Here is an 18,359-nt window from a genome sequence, read left to right as displayed (position 1 = left end):
TTGAATCATTCCGCGTCGGGCTGGTTCATCGGCGCGGCCTTCCGGAACGCTTCCAGTTCCATGCAGGCGTCGTTGATGCGCTGGATGACGGGATAGGGCGTCATGTCGACGTCGAAGCGTTTGTTGTTCGCCACCTGCGCAACGAGGCAGATATCGGCCATGCCGGGCGCATCGCCATGGCAGAAGACGCCGGTCTGAGGGCTCTCGGCGAGCATCTTTTCAAGCGGTTCGAACGTGGCGTTCACCCAGTGGCGGAACCATGCGCCGACTTCGGCGTCGTCTGCGCCGTAACGCTCTTTGAGCGCGTTCAGAATGCGCAGATTGTTCACCGGATGGATTTCACAGGCGATCATCTGGGAGAGCATGCGAACCCGCGCGCGCCCATGCGCATCCGCAGGCAGGAGCGGGGGCTCGGGCACCGTCTCGTCCAGAAACTCCATGATCGCCATGGACTGCGCGATCATTGTGCCGTCGCTCCACACGAGTGCGGGCACGAGGCCCTGCGGATTGACCGACAGATAGGCCTCGCCGCGATGTTCGCCGTGGCGCAGATGATGCGCGGCGTAGCGATAGTCGATGCCCTTCATGGCGAGCGCGATGCGCACCCGGTAGGAGGTCGAGGAGCGGAAGTAGTTGTGCAGAACGACTTCGCCCATATCAGGCCTCGCCAATGGTGATGGCGATCTCGCCGACGCCGTCAACGCCGCCTTCCACGTGGTCGCCCGGCTGAAGCGCGCCGACGCCGGCAGGTGTTCCGGTGTAGATCAGATCGCCGGCCTTCAGCTCCATGGCCTGGCTGCACAGTGCGATCACGTCGGCCACCGGCCAGATCAGCTCGTCGAGATCGCCTTCCTGGCGGATTTCGCCATTGACGGCGAGCCAGACACGGCCCTGCGACGGGTGGCCGGTCTTTGCAACGGGCACGATGGGGCCGCAGGGCGATGAGCGGTCGAACGCCTTGGCCCAGTCCCACGGGCGGCCCTTCTTCTTGGCTTCTGCCTGCAGGTCGCGGCGGGTGAGGTCGAGCCCCACCGCATAGCCGTAGACATGGTCGAGCGCATGGGCCGGATCGATGTTGCTGCCGCCCTTGCCGATGGCGACGACCATCTCGATTTCGTGATGCAGATCCTGCGTGAGTGCGGGATAGGGAATCACCGTGTCGGCATCGACCACGGCGTCAGCGGGTTTGGTGAAGAAGAATGGCGGCTCGCGCTCCGGCTCATGGCCCATTTCGCGGGCGTGGGCGGCATAGTTGCGCCCCACGCAGAAGATGCGCCGCACGGGAAAGCGCGCTTCTTCGCCGGCTACGGCGACGGAGGGCTGGCTGGCGGGCGGAAAAACGAAATCGGCCATGAAATTCTCCCAGATGACTGCGGAGAAAGAGATGGCTTAATTGGCGCTCCGGGGCAAGCCCGGGGAGAGCGCGAACCGGCGCTCCGGGGCAGGGACCCGAAGCGCCGAAAGTTCGGGGTCAGTCCTTGAAGACGGTCTTCACGGCCTTGGCGGTCGCATCGACGATGCGGTCGGCTTCTTCGCGCGTCAGGCAGAGCGGGGGCGCAAAGCCCAGAATGTCGCCCTGCGGCATGGCGCGGCCAATGACGCCCTGTTCGAGAAGGGCTGCGGCCATCTGCGGGCCGATCTTTTCGGAAGCGTCGAAGAACTGGCGGTTCTCACGATCTTTCACGAACTCGACTGCACAGAGCATGCCTTCGCCGCGCACTTCGCCGACATGGGCATGTGCGCCGATGGCGTCACGCATGGCGTTGACGAAGTAAGCGCCCGTCTCGCCGGCATTCTTGACGAGGCCGAGCTTGTCGACCAGTTCGAGATTGGCGATGCCGGCTGCCGCGCCGATGGGGTGGGCCGAATAGGTCCAGCCATGGCCGATGGGGCCGTATTCGTCCGTGCCGCGCTCGAGCACTTCCCACATCTTCTTGCCGACGATGGAGCCGGAAAGCGGCGCATAGGCCGAGGTGAGGCCCTTGGCGATGGTGATGAGGTCGGGTTCCATGTCGTAATGGATGGAGCCGAACATGGAGCCGAGGCGTCCAAAGCCGGTCACCACCTCGTCGGCGACGAGCAGGATGTCGTGCTTGCGCAGCACTTTCTGGATCGCGGCCCAGTATCCGGCCGGTGGCGGCACGATGCCGCCCGTGCCGAGCACAGGCTCGCCGATGAAGGCGGCGATGGTGTCCGCGCCCTCGCGCTCGATCAGCGCTTCAAGCTCGGCCACGCAATGGGCGGTGAACTGCTCCTCGCTCATGGCGAGGTCCGGGCGGCGGTAGTAATAGGGCGCTTCGGTGTGAACCACCTGGGCCAGCGGCAGGTCGAACTTCTTGTGGAACAGCTCAAGGCCGGTCAGCGAGCCGGTCATCAGGCCGGAGCCGTGATAGCCGCGCCAGCGCGAGATGATCTTCTTCTTCTCGGGGCGGCCGAGAATGTTGTTGTAGTACCAGATCAGCTTGACGTTGGTTTCGTTGGCGTCGGAGCCGCCGAGGCCGAAATAGACCTTGGACATGTTCTCCGGCGCGCGGTCGACAATCATCTTGGCAAGCGTGATCGAGGCTTCCGTGCCGTGGCCCACATAGGCGTGGTAATAGGCAAGCTCCCTGGCCTGCTCGGCAATGGCGTCGGCGATCTCGGTGCGGCCATAGCCGACATTGACGCAATAGAGGCCGGCAAAGGCGTCGAGCAGCCTGTTGCCGTCACGGTCCTCGATATAGACGCCGTTGCCGCCGGTCACGATGCGGTTGGGGCTTTCGCCGCGCGCATGCTGGGCCAGATGGGTCGAGGGATGGAAGAAGGCCTCGCGGTCCCACTGGTCGAGTTGGTCGTTCTTCAACAGCATGTCACTCTCCTGTTATTCTCAGACTGTGTCAGTCAGCGCTGCTCAACCGATGTTGCGGCAGACGTATTTGATGTTGGTGAAGGCTTCCAGCCCGTGGCGGGAGCCTTCGCGCTCGAGGCCGGCCTGCTTGACCCCGCCGAAGGGGATGGGCGCGCCGGTGATCTTGGTGCGGTTGACCGCGACCATGCCGAATTCCAGGCCGCGCGAAAGGCGGGCGATGCGGCTCGGGTCCTGCGTGTGCAGATAGGCGGCAAGGCCGGTTTCGGTGTCGTTCGCCTTCTCCAGCACGTCCGCTTCGTCATCGAAGGGGGTGAAGGCGGCAATCGGCCCAAACGTTTCCTCGCGGAAGATGAGTGCGGTCTCGGGCACATCGGCCAGAACCGTGGGCTCGAAGAAGGTTGGGCCGTGCCGCGACACGTTTCCGCCCGTTACCAGACGCGCGCCTTTTGCGAGCGCATCGGCAACCTGTTCGGTTTGCTTGGCGACCGCGCGCTCATGGATGAGCGGGCCTATATCGGGATCGCTGAGGCCATTGCCGACGGTCAGTTCCTCGACCTTGCGGGCGAATGCGGCGACGAAGGCGTCATAGATGGAGCGCTCGATATAGAAGCGGTTGGCGGCAAGGCAGTCCTGCCCGGAGGTGGCGAACTTGGCCGAAATGGCGCTCTCGACTGCGTGATCGAGGTCGCAATCGGCAAAGGCGATGAAGGGCGCATGGCCGCCAAGCTCCATGACCAGACGCTTCACGGTCGGCGCGGACTGCGCGTAGAGCAGGCGGCCGATCTCGGTGGAGCCGGTAAAGGAAACGGCGCGCACACGGGTTGAGGCGGTCATCGCGCCGACCACTTCGGCGGCCTTGCCGGTGAGCACGTTGAAGACGCCTGCCGGTACGCCTGCGCGCTCGGCCAGCTCGGCAAGGGCGAGTGCGGAGAACGGCGTCTCGGAAGAGGGATGCGCGACCACGGTGCAGCCGGCGGCAAGCGCTGCCGCCGCCTTGCGGGTGAGCATGGCGGAGGGGAAGTTCCACGGCGTGACGAGGGCTGCAACGCCCAATGGCTCGCGCGAAACCTGCATGTCTGCGCCCGGCAGATGCGAGGCGATGCTTTCGACTGAAACGCGCTTTGCTTCCTCAGCGTAGAAGGAGACGAAGGAGGCGGCGTAATCGATCTCGCCACGGGCTTCAGAGAGGGGTTTGCCCTGCTCCAGAACCATGAGGTGAGCGAGGTCCTCCTTGGCGGCGACGATCAAATCGTACCAGCGCATCAGGATCTGCGCGCGCTCCTGCGGCAGAAGGGCCGCCCAGCCGGGAAACGCCGCGTGAGCCGCTTCAATGGTTTCATCGACCTGTTCGGCGGTGAGTGCCGGGACGCAGCCGAGCCGTGCGCCATCGGCCGGGTTGAAGACATCCACGACCGGGTCGCCGGGGGCGGCGATCCAGTGACCGTTCGCATAGGCGTATTCGCGGAAAAGGCGCGGATCGGCGAGATCGGAAAGGGCGGTTTTCTGAAGGGCTGCAATAGCGGACATCGGCTCACTCCCAAGCGGATTTCCAGTGTTGGATTGACTGGAATTATGCCGTTCGGGCCGCCAAATTTTCTGATGAACTTGCCATGGCGCGCCAACGTTTCTTCTGAACTTCGCGCCGCTCGCCCATTATTCCTTCTGTGTCGCCTCGTCGGCATTCACCAGAACGCCAAGCGGGAACGCGCCCGGCTGCTTTACCGGCTTGGTGACGATGTAGGTGAAATAGCGCGCCAGACCGACATTCATGTCCAGAAGCCGGTCGACCAGACGCTGATAGGTGTCGATATCGCGGGCGATGATCTGCAAAATATAGTCGAAACCGCCGCCGACAGCCCAGCAACCGGTGATTTCATCGATCTCCTGAACGCTGCGCTCGAATCGCTGGAAGTCTTCGGCGCGGTGGCCGGCAAGCTCCGCCGCCATGAAGACGGCGATGTGCGGGGCGAGCTTCGCCAGCGCCACTTCGGCGCGGTAACCGGTGATGATCCCCGCCTTTTCAAGGCGTTTCAGCCGCTCCCAGCAGGGGGCGGGCGTCAGGTTCACCCGTTCGGCCAGCGCCGCCTTGGAGATGCGGCCTTCCCTTTGAAGGATACCGAGGATTTTGAGATCGCGGTCGTCGAGCTTGAGCATGGTCAGCTCTGGATCGTCGTACCGGCTCCCGCTGTCAAGGCCCGTTGACGCGCCAGGGTGGCGATGGCCGTGTCCTGCGCGCCGGTTCCGGTGAGGTCGCAAATGGTGATCTGGTCGTCGCCGGTGCGACCGGATCTGGCTCCGGTCACGATCTCGCCGAGCTCTGCGGGCGTGCCGCCATTCCAGTCGCCGGCACGGATCGCTGCCGCCAGTTCGCCCAGTTTTTCGCACTGGCTCACACGGTCGGCGACATAGAGATCGGCGCGGGAAAGCGCTGCCGGCTGCAACTCGTTCTTGCCTTCCTGATCGGACCCCATGGCCGTGACGTGAAGGCCCGGATGAAGCCAGTCGGCCATCAGAACCGGGGCGCGCGCGGGCGTGGTGGTGACGACAAGCTGGCTTTCGGCAACGAGACGGGCCGGGTCTGCTTCCGCTTTCACGTCGATGCCGAGGGTTTTGGCCAGATCGGCTGCGCAGGCTTCTGCCTTTTCTGCATCGCGCCCCCAGACGAGAAGACGGGAGAAGGGGCGTACCTGATGGGCGGCGATCATTTGCAGGCGGGCCTGCACACCGGTTCCCATGACGCCGGCGGTCTCGACACTCGACGGGGCCAGATGGCGGGCGGCGACCGCGCCGGCGGCAGCGGTGCGCACATCGGTGAGAAAGCCATTGTCGAGCAGAAGCGCTTCCACCAGCCCGGTTTTCGCCGAAAACAGGATCATCAGGCCATTGAGGCTTGGCAGGCCGATTTTCGGATTGTCGAAGAAACCGGGGCTGACCTTGATGGCGAACCCGTCGAAGCCGGGAATATAGGCGGTCTTCACATCCACCTCGCCATGAACCTGCGGAATGTCCATGGACAGGATGGGCGGCATGATGACCGCGCCCGAGGCGAGCGCGCGGAAGGCGTTTTCCACCACGTCGATCGCTTCGAGGTCGAGCCGGACGGCCTTGCGCAGATCGGCTTCGGTCAGAACGAGAATGTCATGCAGCATGGATGTGTCCCTTGAGCGTTGTGTCGCCGAGCTGCACCGCCCGGCCAGACACGATGTCGGTGAAAACCTGCATGTCGACATTGCGCCCGGTTATGAGCGTGGCCGTGGGGCCGGGGTGCCTGCCCAGCCTGCCGGAAAGCAGTGCGGCCGCGCCCACCGCACTTGCGCCTTCGCAGACCAGCCGGTCTTCATGGTAGTGCACCTGCATGGCGCGGTAGATTTCTTCCTCGCTGACGAGGATCACCTCATCGAGGAAATCGCGGCAGAGTGCGAAGGAATGGCGGTTTTCGAGCCCGATGCCGCCGCCGAGCGAATCGGCAAGGCTCGCCATTTCGGTGACTGCCACCGGTTTTCCGGCCGCAAGCGAGGCGTGCATGGCCGCGCCGTGCTCCATGGTGAGGCCGACGACCCGGATCGATGGTTTGATCGTCTTGAGCGCAAAGGCGATGCCGCCGGCAAGACCGCCGCCCGACAGCGGGATCAGCACGGTCTCAAGGTCCGGGCGCTGTTCCAGAAGCTCAGGCCCGATCGTGCCCTGGCCGGCGATCACATGAAGATCGTCAAAGGGCGATATCTCGTGGAAACCCTCTTCCTCGGCGAGGCGGCGGCTTTCCACCTGCGCCTCGTCCTGGCTCTTGCCGATGATCCGCGCTTCCGCGCCCAGAGCGCGGATGCCGGCAAGCTTGGCCTCGGGGACGAGGCTCGACATGCAGATAACAGCCCGGAAGCCGCGCGCACGGGCGGCATAGGCGACGGCCCGGCCGTGATTGCCGGTCGAGCAGCAGGTGACGCCTTTCGTGCTCTCCGGCAGGCTCAGGACGGCGTTCGCCGCGCCGCGCAGTTTGAAGGCGCCGGTGGCCTGACCGATTTCGAGCTTCAGGAGAACATCGTCACCGGCGATGGCGCTGAGACAGGGCGAGGGCGGCAAAGGCGTGTCGAGCGCGGCGATGCCGGCAATGCGTTTACGGGCGGCCAGAATGTCTGCAAGGGTGAGCGACGTCATTTGGGCGCGACCGGAATGCGTGAGGTTGTGTGACACATGAAAAGGCCCCCGTAATGCGCGCCCCGTGATGCGCGAATACATGATGATCAGAGGATTTGTACACATCATCATCCGGGTGGAGAATAGAACAACGACATTTGATGTCGTTTCTGTGCGATTCAGGCGTTCAAAAATGTGATGATGGATTAGTTGTACACAAGGTGGGAGAGCCTGATCGGTGTACGGTTTGTCCGGGGGCGTCAGCGTCCGGCTTTTCTCAGGTGGAGGAACCATGCCAGCAGCCGAAATGCCCTTCAGCGCGCAGGAATATGCCGCGCGTCTGGAAAAGACCCGCAACGCCATGGAGGCGAAGGGTATCGACGTTCTCTTCGTGGAAGATCCGTCCAACATGGCCTGGCTCACAGGCTATGATGGCTGGTCGTTCTACGTCCATCAGGGCGTGATCGTCTTCAAGGATGCCGATCCGATCTGGTGGGGCCGCGCCATGGACGGAAACGGCGCGGTGCGCACCGTCTACATGGATGATGAGAGGGTGCTGCGCTATCCGGATCACTATGTGCAGGCCAACACGTTGCATCCCATGCAGCATCTGGCGGAAATCCTGCGCATTCACGGCTATGGCAATCAGCGCATCGGCGTGGAGCTGGAGAATTATTACTTCTCCGCCAAGGCCTATCTGGTTTTGAAGGAAGAACTGCCGAACGCCAGATTCGTCGACGCGACGGCGCTGGTGAACTGGCAGCGCGCGGTGAAATCCGAAGAGGAAATCGTCTTCATGCGCCGGGCGGCGCGGATTTCGGAAAAGATGATCGACGGCATTGTCGAACGCATCGAGCCGGGTCTCAAGAAGAACGACCTGGTGGCCGAGATCTATGCGGACGCCATTCGCGGCGTGGATGACGACTGGGGCGAATATCCGGCCATCGTGCCGCTTCTGCCGACGGGCTCCGATGCGGCCGCACCACACCTGACCTGGGACGGGCGACGGTTCGAACAGGGGCATGCGACCTTCTTCGAGATCGCCGGCTGCTATCGCCGCTACCACGCGCCGCTCTGCCGCACCGTGTTTCTCGGCACGCCGCCGCAGCACATGCTGGATGCGGAAAAGGCGCTGGTGGAAGGCATCGAGGCCGGGCTTGAGATCGCACGACCGGGCAACCGCGCAGGCCAGATCGCCGATGCGCTCTATGGCGCGCTGGAGCGGGCCGGCATCACGCGTGACGGGCGCTGCGGTTATCCGATCGGCATTTCCTATCCGCCGGACTGGGGCGAGCGCACCATTTCGCTGCGCCGCGAGGACGAGACGGTGCTGGAAGCCGGCATGACCTTCCATTTCATGCCGGGCCTGTGGATGGCCGACTGGGGGCTCGAAATCACCGAGAGCATCCTGATCACGGAAGACGGTCCGGCCGAGGCGCTGTGCCGCCGTCCGCGCGAACTGATCGTGAAGTCGTGATCCATGCGCACTGAAAGGCTTGATAACACGACCCGCATTCTGGCCGATCTGGTGGGGTTTCCCACCATTTCGGCAGAGAGCAATCTGGAACTGATCGCCTATGCCAGCGAAATGCTGAGCGCATTGGGCGCGCGGCTTTCGGTGACGCTGGATGAAAGCGGGCACAAGGCGAACCTGTTCGCCACGCTCGGACCGGAGGGCGATGGCGGCATCGTCCTCTCCGGCCATTCCGATGTCGTGCCGGTGGACGGGCAGGAGTGGACCGGCGATCCGTTTGCGCTGCGCATGGGCGACGGCAATCTCTATGGGCGCGGCACATGCGACATGAAGGGGTTTATCGCCTGCTGTCTCGCCATGGCCCCGCACTACGCCGGGCTCGACCTGAAACGGCCGCTGCATTTCGCCTTCACCTATGACGAGGAGGTGGGGTGCTTCGGTGCGCGGGCGCTGGTGGAGGAGCTGGAACGGGCCGAAATCCGCCCGTCCGTCGCCATTATCGGCGAGCCGACCATGATGCGCATCATCGAGGGGCACAAGGGCTGTTTTGAATACACGACCGAGTTCCGTGGCCTTGCGGGCCATGCCTCCGGGCCGGAGCGCGGGGTCAATGCGGTCGAATATGCGGTGCGCTACATCACGCGCCTGATGGCGATTGCCGAGGAACTCAAGACGCGGGCGCCGCTCGGCAACCGGTTTGACCCGCCCTGGACGACGCTTCAGGTGGGGACGATTTCGGGTGGTGCTGCGCGCAACGTGATTGCCGATCACTGTTCTGTGGAATGGGAGATGCGGCCTGTGCGCAACGAGGATGCGGACTTTGTAAAAGACCGCATTCGCGCCTATGCAGAGCTGGAACTGAAACCGGCGATGCGCGCCGTGTTTGAGGACGCCGACATTGTGACCCACGTGATCGGCGAAGTGGACGGGCTGGAGCCGGTGACCGAATCCGAAGCGCGGCAGATCGTTTCGGAGCTGACCGGTCTTACCGAAGCGGAAGTGGTGGCGTTCGGCACGGAGGCCGGGCTGTTCCAGAAGGCGGGCATCTCGTCCGTCATCTGCGGGCCGGGTTCCATCGAGCAGGCCCACAAGGCGGACGAGTTCGTTTCCATCGAACAACTCGACCAGTGCCTTGGGATGCTCGAGCGGCTGGGAAAAAGGATGAGCTGAGGACGATGGAGCAAAAACGATGACAGGCGAGGGACGGGCGCGGTTCGAGCGGATCTATGCGCTGCTGCGCTCCCGGATCTGTCTTCTGGATTACCCGCCGGGCATGCGGCTGCGTGAAGAAGACCTCGCGGAGGAATTCGAAACCAGCCGCACGCCGATCCGGCGCGTTCTGGCGCGGCTTGAAGACGAAGGCTATGTGCGCTCGGTGCATGGTGTTGGCACAATGGTGACCGATATCGACAGCGCCTCGCTCGAGCAGGTCTACCGGCTGCGCGTGGAGCTTTCCGAACTGATCGGCCGGCTTTCGCCCATCGTGCCGGACGCGGAGACCATCGAGGCTTTCGATGTCATGCGGCGGCGCTGCGAGGCGCTGGCGAAAGCGCCGGACCAGCGCACCTTCGCGCAGCTCAACATGGATTTTCTGGATCTCCTGATGACGCTCACGGAGAACGAGCCGCTGCGGGAGTTTTCAGAACGGCTCTACTACCAGACCACGCGCTTTTGGCTGAAGACGGTGGCCGGTCTTGAGCGCCATGAAGAAGCGCTTGCCAGCGAAACGGACTATTTCCTGCGCGAAATCTCAGACATCGCCACGGCGGTTTCGTGCGGGGCGCTGGAAACGGTCGGGCAGGTGCGCCGGGCGCATGTGGCGATGAGCTATGCAAGGCTCAAGGCGCGTGCGCGCGGCGATGTGCTGCCCGACGAGGTTTAGGCGCAGTGAGTGGCTCTCTTAAGCTTCGGCCTCTTGCGCAAGGGCGCTGAGGTCTGGCAGGTCCGAGGCTCCGCCAACACGCATCACGGCTTCAGCGCCACATCGATTGCCCGATTCAAGGCACTGTTTTAGCGGCAGTTTCGAAAGCCAGGCGTCGATGAAGCCGGCGTTGAATGCGTCGCCCGCACCGGTGGAATCGATTACATCCACGGGCTTTGTCGGTGCGGAAACGGTTTCCTCCGCCGTGATGGCGATGGAGCCATCCGGCCCACGCTTCACGATTGTGAGCGGGGCGGGCGGGGTTGCCGCCTTCAGAATGCCAAGCCGCTCTGCCTCCGTTTCGTTGGGAAGGAAGATGTCCACGGCGGAAATCAGCCCGGCCAGATCGTCGCGCGCGAGCACCGCATCGTCCCAGGAGCAGTCCAGCGAAATGGACAGGCCCGCCGAACGCGCCTTCTCGATGAGGTCGGGCGCTTCGACCAGCGTGGCAAGCTCGCCGATGTGGAGATGCGCAAACGCGCCGCTTGCAACTGCCGCATCGAAAGCCCCGGGTACGGCGGGGCCGGCGCGGCGCGTCAGGAAGGCGCGTTCCAGGCCCGACGCCATGGCGACCGTGATTTGCGGATCGAGATTGGCCGGGGTTTCCTCCGATGCCGAAAGGTCGACGCCGCTTGCCTCAAGGTCGGCCATCAGGGCGCTGGCAAAGGGGCCGGATGGAAGCGCCGAGGCGAGCGAAACCGGGCGGCCGAGAGCGGCCACATAGGCTGCGGTGATGAACGCGCCGCCACCGGGCTTGATCGACAGGCCGCCGGCGAACACCTCTTCGCCGAGTGTCGGCATCTTCGGCAGTTCGGTGAAGATAAGGTCGCAGTAAAGTCGGCCCACACTCAAAACGCGGCCCGAGCGTTTGGCTCGCGTCACGGCAGGGCCTCCCCGGATTTCGCGTCGAAGAGATGCATCTCGCCGGCGCTTGCCGTCAGGTTGACAGTCTCGCCGGGCTTCGGCGGCTCGCGACCGGACGCCTTGGCGATCACTTCGTAGCCATTCACGCCGACATAGACCAGCGTGTCCGCGCCAAGCGGCTCGACGATGTTGACCTTGCCGGAGAAGAGGCCCTTGTCGCCGGTCACGACCAGATCGTCCGGACGCACGCCGACCACCACGTCAGCGCCTTCGGTGGCCTTGCGGTGGGGCAGTTCGATGCCGAGACCGTCGCCGAGCTTCACGCCATTGCCGTTCCAGGTGCCCGGCAGCATGTTCATGGAGGGCGCGCCGATGAACTGGGCGACAAAGGTGTTTGCGGGCTTGTGGTAGACCTCCAGCGGTGTGCCGACCTGCTGGATATAGCCGTCCTTCATGATCACGATACGGTCAGCCATGGTCATGGCTTCAACCTGGTCGTGGGTCACGAAAATAATCGTGTTTCCAACGCGTTGATGCAGCTTCTTGATCTCAAGTCGCATCTGCGTGCGCAATTGCGCATCAAGGTTGGAGAGCGGTTCGTCAAACAGGAAGACGGCAGGATCGCGCACCATGGCGCGGCCAATGGCGACGCGCTGCCGCTGACCACCGGAGAGCTGGTTGGGGCGGCGCTCGAGAAGGTCGGTCATGCCGAGAATGGCGGCAACCTCGTCAATGCGCCTGTCCTTGTCCTCTTTCGAGAGTTTGGAGGTGCGCAGGCCGAAACCGATATTCTTGCGCACGGACATGTGCGGATAGATGGCGTAGTTCTGGAACACCATCGCGATATCGCGGTCCTTGGGCTCCAGATTGTTGACCAGGCGGTCGCCAATGTGGATCTCGCCGCCGGTAACCTCTTCGAGGCCGGCGATCATGCGCAGCGTCGTGGATTTGCCGCAGCCCGAAGGGCCGACGAAGACGACGAATTCGCCATCCGCCACATCGAGGTCGATGCCGTGCAGCACCTCGACCTTGCCATAGGTTTTGACGAGTTTGCGAAGGTTGAGTGTGGCCAAGGGTCTACTCCTGCAAGAGTGCGCCAAAGGCGGCGTCGAGCGCGGCCCCGGCATTGGCAGCGCGGGCAAGGGCCGCGGCCTGTTGTTCTGAAAGGCTGGCAAGCGTGGCGCGGTAGGTTTCAAGCGCCTCGTTCATGGCTTTGGGCGCGGGACCGCCGAAACGTTCGCGCACCGTCACGAAATGACGCGCGCTGACGGCTTCGCCATAGGCTGCGCGGTCGAGCGTGCTGTCGCGGCCGGTCAGGCCCGTAAAGGCTTCGGAGAACGCCTCGAAGCCTTCGCCGAGCGGCTTGCCGGCGGCAATGACGGCGCGGGCCGTGGCGGCTGCGATCTCATGCGCCTGCCGGAAGGACAGGTTCTCGCGGCGCACCAGCGTATCGGCGAGTTCCGTCACGGTGATGCAGGCGGCGTCGATGTTTCTGGCCACGCGCTCGCCATCGATGGAAACGGCGCTGATCAGGGCTGCCAGAAGGTCGAGCACGCGCGCGCCGCTGTGGAAAGCCGCATAGCCGGCCACCTGAACCTCGCCCTCACTGTCATTCATGTCGGTGAACGGCGTGTTGTGCATCGTGTTGACGACCGCATCGGCCCGACCGCAGGTCATGGAAGCGAGGTGGCGCAGGTGCTCGATGGGCACCGGATTGCGCTTCTGCGGCATGATCGAGGAGATCTGCACGAGGCTGCCGGGCACATGGAGCTGTCCCACCTCGAAGGCCGACCAGAACTGCATGTCCTGGATCAGGCGACCAAGATGCAGGAAGGTGAGCTTCATCGCGCTGTAGAGGCCGGTGACATAGTCGACCGAGGCGATGCAGCCATAGGAATTGCGCAGCGGCTCGGAGAAGCCCAGCAGATCGGCCATGCGGGCGCGATCAATGGGGAAGCCGCTGGTGGTGATTGCGGCTGCGCCCATCGGGCAATGGTCGATATTGGCGCGGGCCGCCTGAAGGCGCTCGATGTCGCGCAGAAGCACTTCGACGGCAGCCGACAGATAGTGACCGAAGGTCGAGGGCTGTGCCGGCTGGCCGTGCGTGTAGGCAACGATCAGCGTGTCGCGCTCGGCTTCAGCCTTGGCGATCAGGGCGGAGGCAAGGGCCTGCGCCTTCTCGATCAGCGTGTCGGCATGGGCCTTCAATGTGAGCTTGAAGACCGTATGGTCCATGTCGTTGCGCGAGCGGGCCGTGTGCAGCATGCCGGCGAGATCCGGTCCAAGCCGCTTCTTCAGCTCGGCCTCGACGAGGAAGAAATAGTCTTCCACCTCGCCGGTATAGGTGAGGGCGTCGACATCGACAGTCCCGTCGATGTCGATGAGCGCGCCGGCGATGCGGGCGGCGTCCTCACGCGTCAGGATGCCCGTTTCGGTGAGCATCACCAGATGCGCCCGGTTGATGGCGCGGAACGCACCCACATAATTGGCCTTCACGCCTTCAAAGAGGGGCGCAAGCACCGTGTCCTTGTAGACGGGATGGGGAAATTTCTCGTTGAGACTCATCGTTCACTTATCCCTTGAGGCCGGCCATGACGACGCCACGGATGATGAAGCGCTGGAAGATCAGGAAGACGACCAGCGTCGGCAGCGTGGAGATGGCGGCGCCCGTCATGATCAGTTCCCAGGCCACGTCCACCTCGTCGCCGAAGCTTGAGAGGCCGACCGGCAGCGTGTACATCTCGGCAGAGTTGGTGACGATCAGCGGCCAGATGAAGGCGGTCCAGTTGCCGAGGAAGACGAAAATCGCCAGGGCGGCAAGGGCGGGGCGCACGAGCGGCATGGCCACCTGCCACCAGATCTGGAATTCGTTCAGCCCGTCGATGCGCGCAGCCTCCAGGAAATCGTCGGGAACGGTCTCGAAGAACTGCTTCATGAGGAAGGTGCCGAAGGCGGTCATGACGCCCGGGAACATGATGCCCCAATAGGTGTCGAGCCAGCCAAAACTCTTGCTCATGAGATACCACGGGATGACCAGCATCTCGGTCGGGATCATCAGCGTCGACAGGATGGCGATGAAGACGAGATAGCGGCCGGGGAACTTGAACTTGCAGAGCGCGTAGCCAACCAGCGCGTCGAAGAAGACGGCCGACACGGTGGTGAGGATGGCAATGACCAGCGAGTTGATGAACCAGCCGTAGAAGCGTCCGTCTTCGAGAACATAGGTGTAGTTCTCGATTGTCGGCTCTTCGGGGATCAGGTTCAGATTGTAGACCTCGAAGGGAAATTTCAGCGAGGTCGAGATCATGAACACGATCGGCATGACCATGAGGATGCCGCCGCCGAACAAGAGCACCCAGCGGATGAACTGGCCCATATTGCGCCGTGAATTGCGCGAGGAGCCGGAGAAGAGCGCGTCCGTGGACGCTTTGACTGCAATGTCCTGACTGGCCATGTCAGCTATCCTTCAGGAGACGAAGCTGGATCAGGCTGACGACCAGCAGAATGGTGAAGAGAACAACGGTCTGCGCGGCTGCGTAGCCCATGTTGAAGCCGTTGAAAGCGGTGTCGTAGATCAGGAGCACCAGTGGCTTGGTGGAGTTCAGCGGACCGCCCGGATTGTTGGTGGTCATGTTGAACACCTGATCGAAGATCCGCAGGAAGCCGATCGAGGAGAAGACGACCAGGAACACGATGGTGGGCTTCAGGAGCGGAATGGTGATTTCCGTCAGCACCGTCCAGGTGGAGACGCCATCGATGCGGGCTGCCTCGTAATAGCTCTGTGGAATGGCGCGCAGGCCGGCCATGAAGATGATGACCTGAAAGCCCAGACCCGCCCATACGGCCGGTGCGAGCACCGAAGGCAGGGCGTTGGTGGTGGAGCTCAGGAATTCGATCTGTGCAAAGCCGAGGCTGGCCAGGAAATTGTTGAACACGCCGATGGGAACCGGCTGGTAGAACCAGCGCCAGACCCAGGCCATCGCCACCGCGCTTGTCATGAAGGGCAGGAAGTACAGTGCGCGGATCGTGCCGTGCATGAACCGCACCTTGTCGAGGTGATAGGCAATGATGAAGGACAGGACGAGGCTGATCGGTGTGCCGAGGATCAGATACATGAAGGTGTTCTTGAACACTTTCCAGAAGACCGGATCGCTGAACAGCTTTGTGTAATTTTCCAGTCCGACGTATTTGCGGTCGCCAAGCAGGTTCCATTCCTGGAAGGAAAGAACGAAGGCGTTGGCCGTCGGATAGAAACGGATGACGACGTAGAAGAGAACGGGGAGGGCGAGGAAAGCCCAGGCCCAGACGATCTGCTTCTGCGGTATGGATAGGTTTTTGTAAAAGCGCATGGCCCCGTCCCGGTCGGCGCCAGAGTGTCTTCGCCCGTGCCGAAGCCCGCGAAACCACCCTGTCTGTCTGTCGATGCGTCGATGCGAAGCCGGATGTGTTCACCCGGTAGCAGAAAACGCTGAAAGGGCGCCCGAACATGGTCCGGACGCCCGACAGGCCTTATTTGTTGTAATACTCGTCGAGGATTTTCTGCTCTTCCCCGGCGGCCTGGGAGACGCTCTCTTCAAGCGCCTGACCCTGCAGCTCGATGCGCTGCATCATGTCCACCATCGTCTGGCGCTGGGCGCTCTCATTGGCGAAGACCGTGGTCTTTGCGTATTCGAGACCCTTGATGAAGGGGCCGTAGACGGGGTGGTTGACATTCTCGTCGGTCATTGCGGCAGAGGGCTTGGCCGGAAGCTCGCCAACGGTCTCAAGCCAGATCTGCATGGCTTCGTCGGAGGTGAGGTATTCCATGAACTTGACCGCCGCATCGAACTTCTCGCCTTCCGCCTTGGAGGTGATGGCGTTCACCCAGTAGGAGGAATAGTTCGACTTGGTGCCGTCAGGACCGGCCGGCAGCTCCGCCACGCCCCATTTGAGGCCGCGCACGTTTTCCAGCGCGCCGATGCGGAAGGAACCGTCGATGTGCATGCCGGCGCGGCCCGCCTTGAAGGCTGCCTGCGGCTCGTCCATGAACGCGGCCTTGGTGACGCCGTGTTTGGCCTGCAGGTCGTTGTAGAAGCCGAAAGCCTTGAGACCGGCTTCGTTTTCGTAGTTCACCTTCTTGTAATCATCGAGATAGGGCTCGCCGCCGAACTGGCGGATGAGCACTTCACGGATCCAGTGATGGTCCTGCGCGGTCATGCCGGTGGTGATGCCGACGGCGGTAAGGTTTCCGGCGCCGTCCTTCTTGGTCAGCTTCTTTGCCGCCTCGACGAACTCGTCGAGATTGGTGGGCGGGTTCTCGATACCGGCCTCATCGAACATGCGCTCATTGTAGAAGAGCGCCAGCGAACGCACGGCCGTGGGCAGCGCCCAGTAGCTGTCGCCCATCCGCATCGCCTTGACCATGGGGAAGAACTCTTCCTCGATCTTCTCCGGCGGGAAGGTGTCGGCCGGCAGCGGCTGGATCAGCTCTGCCTCGACATAGTCGTTCAGCCAGCCATAGAACAGCTGCACAACGTCCGGACCCTGGCCGGCCGGAATCGCGGCGGCAACCTTGGTGCGATAGCTGTCATAGGGGAAATGCGTCATCTTGACGGTGATGTCGGGATTGGCCGCCTCGAAATTCTCGATCAGCTGGTCCATCGCCTTGACGCGGGCGTCGAAGAAGTACTGCCAGTATTCGATCTCGACAGCCGAAGCGCTGGTGGCCGCAGCCGTAAGCGCTGCCGTCGCAGCACCCAGGATGTAAGTCCGTAACCCGTGCAATTTCATTTTACTCGCTCCCTTTGACCGCCAGCCGCCTCTTTCCGGCTGGTTTCGGCATTCACCCTCAGATCGGCCATCCGGTAATGACAGCCGGCTCATTCGTTAACGATTAACTCAATCAAGTTGAATGTTCAAGTAAGTTGAATTAATAAGCCTGTATGAAGATTGTCCACCCACGCCGCATCGTCGGATCGAACGCTGAACGCACCCGTCTGCACAATCGACAGGTGGTGCTTGGGCATGTGCGTGAGCGCCAGCCCATCGGGCGCGCCGAGATCGCGCGCATTTCGGGACTTTCCACGCAGGCGGTGAGCAACATCATCGCGGAGCTGGAGGAGGACGGTTTCATCGTCGAGGCCGGTCGCCAGTCGGCGGGTCGGGGGCTTCCGGTCCTCCAATACCGGCTGAACGGTGATGGCGCGGCGGCGCTCGGCATCGAGGTGCGGCCGGATGCCATGTTCGGCGCGCTGGTGAACCTTGCCGGCGAGACGCTTTTCACGACGCGCGAAGCCCTGCCGAAGAACGATCCGAAGACGGTTGCAGATGTGGCCCGGCGCATCAGGACGGTGGCGCTCCATGGCCGGAATGCGGAAAAGCAGGACATTCTGGGCGCTGGTGTCGTCATGCCGGGCCCGTTCGGAAAGGTCGGCATTTCCGGCGCCGGTCAGACAGCCCTGCATGGCTGGGAGGAGACGGACCCCGTCGCGCTGTTTGAGGATGCGCTCGACATGGCGGTCGTGGTCGAGAACGACGCCACCGCCGCAGCCGTTGCCGAGCGCGTGCGCGGCGTTGCATCGGGGCTCAGGACTTTCTGCTTCATCTATTTCGGCGCGGGTCTCGGCCTTGGCGTCGTCAATGATGGCGAGGTGCAGCGCGGCGCATTCGGCAATGCGGGCGAGATCGGTCATGTGATCGTGACGCCGGGTGGACGCCAGTGCGCCTGCGGCAACAAGGGCTGTCTGGAAACCTATGCGAGCCGCATTTCCGTGCGCTCCAAACTGGCCTGTGCCGGCGTCGAGATCGACAGCGCGACCGACATCGAGAAGCTTTATGAAGCAGGCAATCCGCATCTGATGGAGTGGATCGGCGAGGCGGCCGGCCCGCTCTCGCAGGCCATCGGCATGATCGAGAACCTGTTCGATCCGGAAACCGTCATTCTCGGCGGGGCGATGCCCGACGAAGTGCTCGATCACCTGATCGGCGCGCTGCATCTGCCCGGCGGCTCGGTTGCGGCCCGTGAGGGGCGCGTTTCTCCGCGTGTGCAGCGCGGCGCATGCGGCCGCCTGACGGCCGCCCTTGGCGGGGCAGCCCTCGTCATCCACGACACCATTACCCCGCGCATTGCCGCGAAGACTTGA

The 18,359-nt window shown here is 63.1% G+C and carries 17 protein-coding genes; 4 read left to right on the top strand and 13 right to left on the bottom strand.

Translation table 11 applies throughout. From position 1 onward, the window contains the following. Positions 1-5: 5 nt before the first annotated feature. The 7 genes from maiA to eutB all read right to left on the bottom strand — a co-directional run bounded on the left by maiA (position 6) and on the right by eutB (position 7,000). Positions 6-656 carry a maleylacetoacetate isomerase gene (maiA, locus tag ACRTG1_RS15680; protein ID WP_432516545.1) on the bottom strand — a complete coding sequence of 217 codons (651 nt, stop codon included), beginning with the start codon at positions 654-656 and terminating at the stop codon, positions 6-8. A 1-nt stretch (position 657) separates the two neighbouring features. Continuing rightward, a complete protein-coding gene (locus tag ACRTG1_RS15675; protein WP_113155070.1) occupies positions 658-1,353 on the bottom strand; it encodes a fumarylacetoacetate hydrolase family protein in 696 nt (231 codons plus the stop codon). Positions 1,354-1,471: 118 nt separating this feature from the next. Next, positions 1,472-2,845: an aspartate aminotransferase family protein gene (locus tag ACRTG1_RS15670; protein WP_432516639.1), complete on the bottom strand. Its 1,374-nt coding sequence runs from the start codon at positions 2,843-2,845 to the stop codon at positions 1,472-1,474. Between the two features lie 45 nt (positions 2,846-2,890). Continuing rightward, the gene (locus tag ACRTG1_RS15665) at positions 2,891-4,375 is read right to left on the bottom strand and encodes an NAD-dependent succinate-semialdehyde dehydrogenase (RefSeq protein ID WP_432516544.1); all 1,485 of its coding nucleotides are present in this window, start codon (positions 4,373-4,375) and stop codon (positions 2,891-2,893) included. 126 nt (positions 4,376-4,501) lie between these two features. Beyond that, a complete protein-coding gene (locus tag ACRTG1_RS15660) occupies positions 4,502-5,002 on the bottom strand; it encodes an Lrp/AsnC family transcriptional regulator (RefSeq protein ID WP_113155072.1) in 501 nt (166 codons plus the stop codon). Positions 5,003-5,004: 2 nt separating this feature from the next. After that, complete coding sequence (locus tag ACRTG1_RS15655) at positions 5,005-5,997, bottom strand: cyclodeaminase (RefSeq protein ID WP_432516543.1); 993 nt, start codon at positions 5,995-5,997, stop codon at positions 5,005-5,007. Next, positions 5,987-7,000, bottom strand: coding sequence for a hydroxyectoine utilization dehydratase EutB (eutB, locus tag ACRTG1_RS15650; RefSeq protein WP_432516542.1), 1,014 nt, complete (start codon positions 6,998-7,000; stop codon positions 5,987-5,989). Before eutB ends, ACRTG1_RS15655 begins: the two co-directional genes overlap by 11 nt. Before the next feature lie 271 nt (positions 7,001-7,271). Between eutB and doeA the strand changes: the two genes are divergently transcribed. From doeA to ACRTG1_RS15635, 3 genes are read left to right on the top strand one after another with little or no spacing between them, the layout of a single operon-like run. Then, a complete protein-coding gene (gene doeA, locus ACRTG1_RS15645; protein ID WP_432516541.1) occupies positions 7,272-8,456 on the top strand; it encodes an ectoine hydrolase DoeA in 1,185 nt (394 codons plus the stop codon). Between the two features lie 3 nt (positions 8,457-8,459). Then, a complete protein-coding gene (argE, locus tag ACRTG1_RS15640; RefSeq protein WP_297560804.1) occupies positions 8,460-9,623 on the top strand; it encodes an acetylornithine deacetylase in 1,164 nt (387 codons plus the stop codon). Positions 9,624-9,642: 19 nt separating this feature from the next. After that, positions 9,643-10,335: a GntR family transcriptional regulator gene (locus tag ACRTG1_RS15635; protein WP_113155077.1), complete on the top strand. Its 693-nt coding sequence runs from the start codon at positions 9,643-9,645 to the stop codon at positions 10,333-10,335. 18 nt (positions 10,336-10,353) lie between these two features. Here ACRTG1_RS15635 and ACRTG1_RS15630 read toward each other — a convergent pair whose 3' ends face one another. The 6 genes from ACRTG1_RS15630 to ACRTG1_RS15605 form a co-directional block, all read right to left on the bottom strand. Further along, positions 10,354-11,256 (bottom strand): carbohydrate kinase family protein, encoded by a 903-nt coding sequence (locus tag ACRTG1_RS15630; protein WP_432516540.1) that lies wholly within the window; start codon positions 11,254-11,256, stop codon positions 10,354-10,356. Then, entirely contained in the window at positions 11,253-12,311 is a 1,059-nt protein-coding gene (locus ACRTG1_RS15625) for an ABC transporter ATP-binding protein (protein WP_113155079.1), read from the bottom strand. Before ACRTG1_RS15625 ends, ACRTG1_RS15630 begins: the two co-directional genes overlap by 4 nt. A 4-nt stretch (positions 12,312-12,315) precedes the next feature. Continuing rightward, positions 12,316-13,803: an argininosuccinate lyase gene (gene argH / locus ACRTG1_RS15620; RefSeq protein WP_432516539.1), complete on the bottom strand. Its 1,488-nt coding sequence runs from the start codon at positions 13,801-13,803 to the stop codon at positions 12,316-12,318. Positions 13,804-13,810: 7 nt separating this feature from the next. Beyond that, positions 13,811-14,614, bottom strand: a complete 804-nt coding sequence (locus ACRTG1_RS15615) for a carbohydrate ABC transporter permease (RefSeq protein ID WP_371685977.1) — start codon at positions 14,612-14,614, stop codon at positions 13,811-13,813. A gap of 79 nt (positions 14,615-14,693) precedes the next feature. Beyond that, positions 14,694-15,587, bottom strand: a complete 894-nt coding sequence (locus ACRTG1_RS15610) for a carbohydrate ABC transporter permease (protein WP_113155082.1) — start codon at positions 15,585-15,587, stop codon at positions 14,694-14,696. A gap of 160 nt (positions 15,588-15,747) precedes the next feature. Next, positions 15,748-17,007, bottom strand: a complete 1,260-nt coding sequence (locus tag ACRTG1_RS15605; protein ID WP_432516538.1) for an extracellular solute-binding protein — start codon at positions 17,005-17,007, stop codon at positions 15,748-15,750. Positions 17,008-17,159: 152 nt separating this feature from the next. Between ACRTG1_RS15605 and ACRTG1_RS15600 the strand changes: the two genes are divergently transcribed. Continuing rightward, the gene (locus ACRTG1_RS15600; RefSeq protein ID WP_113155083.1) at positions 17,160-18,359 is read left to right on the top strand and encodes an ROK family transcriptional regulator; all 1,200 of its coding nucleotides are present in this window, start codon (positions 17,160-17,162) and stop codon (positions 18,357-18,359) included.

Origin of the sequence: Nitratireductor sp. PBL-C9, assembly GCF_050877045.1 — a bacterium.
GTDB lineage: Bacteria > Pseudomonadota > Alphaproteobacteria > Rhizobiales > Rhizobiaceae > Nitratireductor > Nitratireductor aquimarinus.
The sequence above is the reverse complement of the archived record's forward strand: the minus strand, read 5'-3'. Positions and strand labels throughout refer to the sequence as shown.

Bases quoted from the DNA above. Each gene is read 5' to 3' on its own strand.
- maiA (WP_432516545.1), bottom strand. From the start codon at position 656: ATGGGCGAAGTCGTTCTGCACAACTACTTCCGCTCCTCGACCTCCTAC.
- ACRTG1_RS15675 (WP_113155070.1), bottom strand. From the start codon at position 1,353: ATGGCCGATTTCGTTTTTCCGCCCGCCAGCCAGCCCTCCGTCGCCGTA.
- ACRTG1_RS15665 (WP_432516544.1), bottom strand. From the start codon at position 4,375: ATGTCCGCTATTGCAGCCCTTCAGAAAACCGCCCTTTCCGATCTCGCC.
- ACRTG1_RS15660 (WP_113155072.1), bottom strand. From the start codon at position 5,002: ATGCTCAAGCTCGACGACCGCGATCTCAAAATCCTCGGTATCCTTCAA.
- ACRTG1_RS15655 (WP_432516543.1), bottom strand. From the start codon at position 5,997: ATGCTGCATGACATTCTCGTTCTGACCGAAGCCGATCTGCGCAAGGCC.
- eutB (WP_432516542.1), bottom strand. From the start codon at position 7,000: ATGACGTCGCTCACCCTTGCAGACATTCTGGCCGCCCGTAAACGCATT.
- doeA (WP_432516541.1), top strand. From the start codon at position 7,272: ATGCCAGCAGCCGAAATGCCCTTCAGCGCGCAGGAATATGCCGCGCGT.
- argE (WP_297560804.1), top strand. From the start codon at position 8,460: ATGCGCACTGAAAGGCTTGATAACACGACCCGCATTCTGGCCGATCTG.
- ACRTG1_RS15635 (WP_113155077.1), top strand. From the start codon at position 9,643: ATGACAGGCGAGGGACGGGCGCGGTTCGAGCGGATCTATGCGCTGCTG.
- argH (WP_432516539.1), bottom strand. From the start codon at position 13,803: ATGAGTCTCAACGAGAAATTTCCCCATCCCGTCTACAAGGACACGGTG.
- ACRTG1_RS15615 (WP_371685977.1), bottom strand. From the start codon at position 14,614: ATGGGCCAGTTCATCCGCTGGGTGCTCTTGTTCGGCGGCGGCATCCTC.
- ACRTG1_RS15610 (WP_113155082.1), bottom strand. From the start codon at position 15,587: ATGCGCTTTTACAAAAACCTATCCATACCGCAGAAGCAGATCGTCTGG.
- ACRTG1_RS15605 (WP_432516538.1), bottom strand. From the start codon at position 17,007: ATGAAATTGCACGGGTTACGGACTTACATCCTGGGTGCTGCGACGGCA.
- ACRTG1_RS15600 (WP_113155083.1), top strand. From the start codon at position 17,160: ATGAAGATTGTCCACCCACGCCGCATCGTCGGATCGAACGCTGAACGC.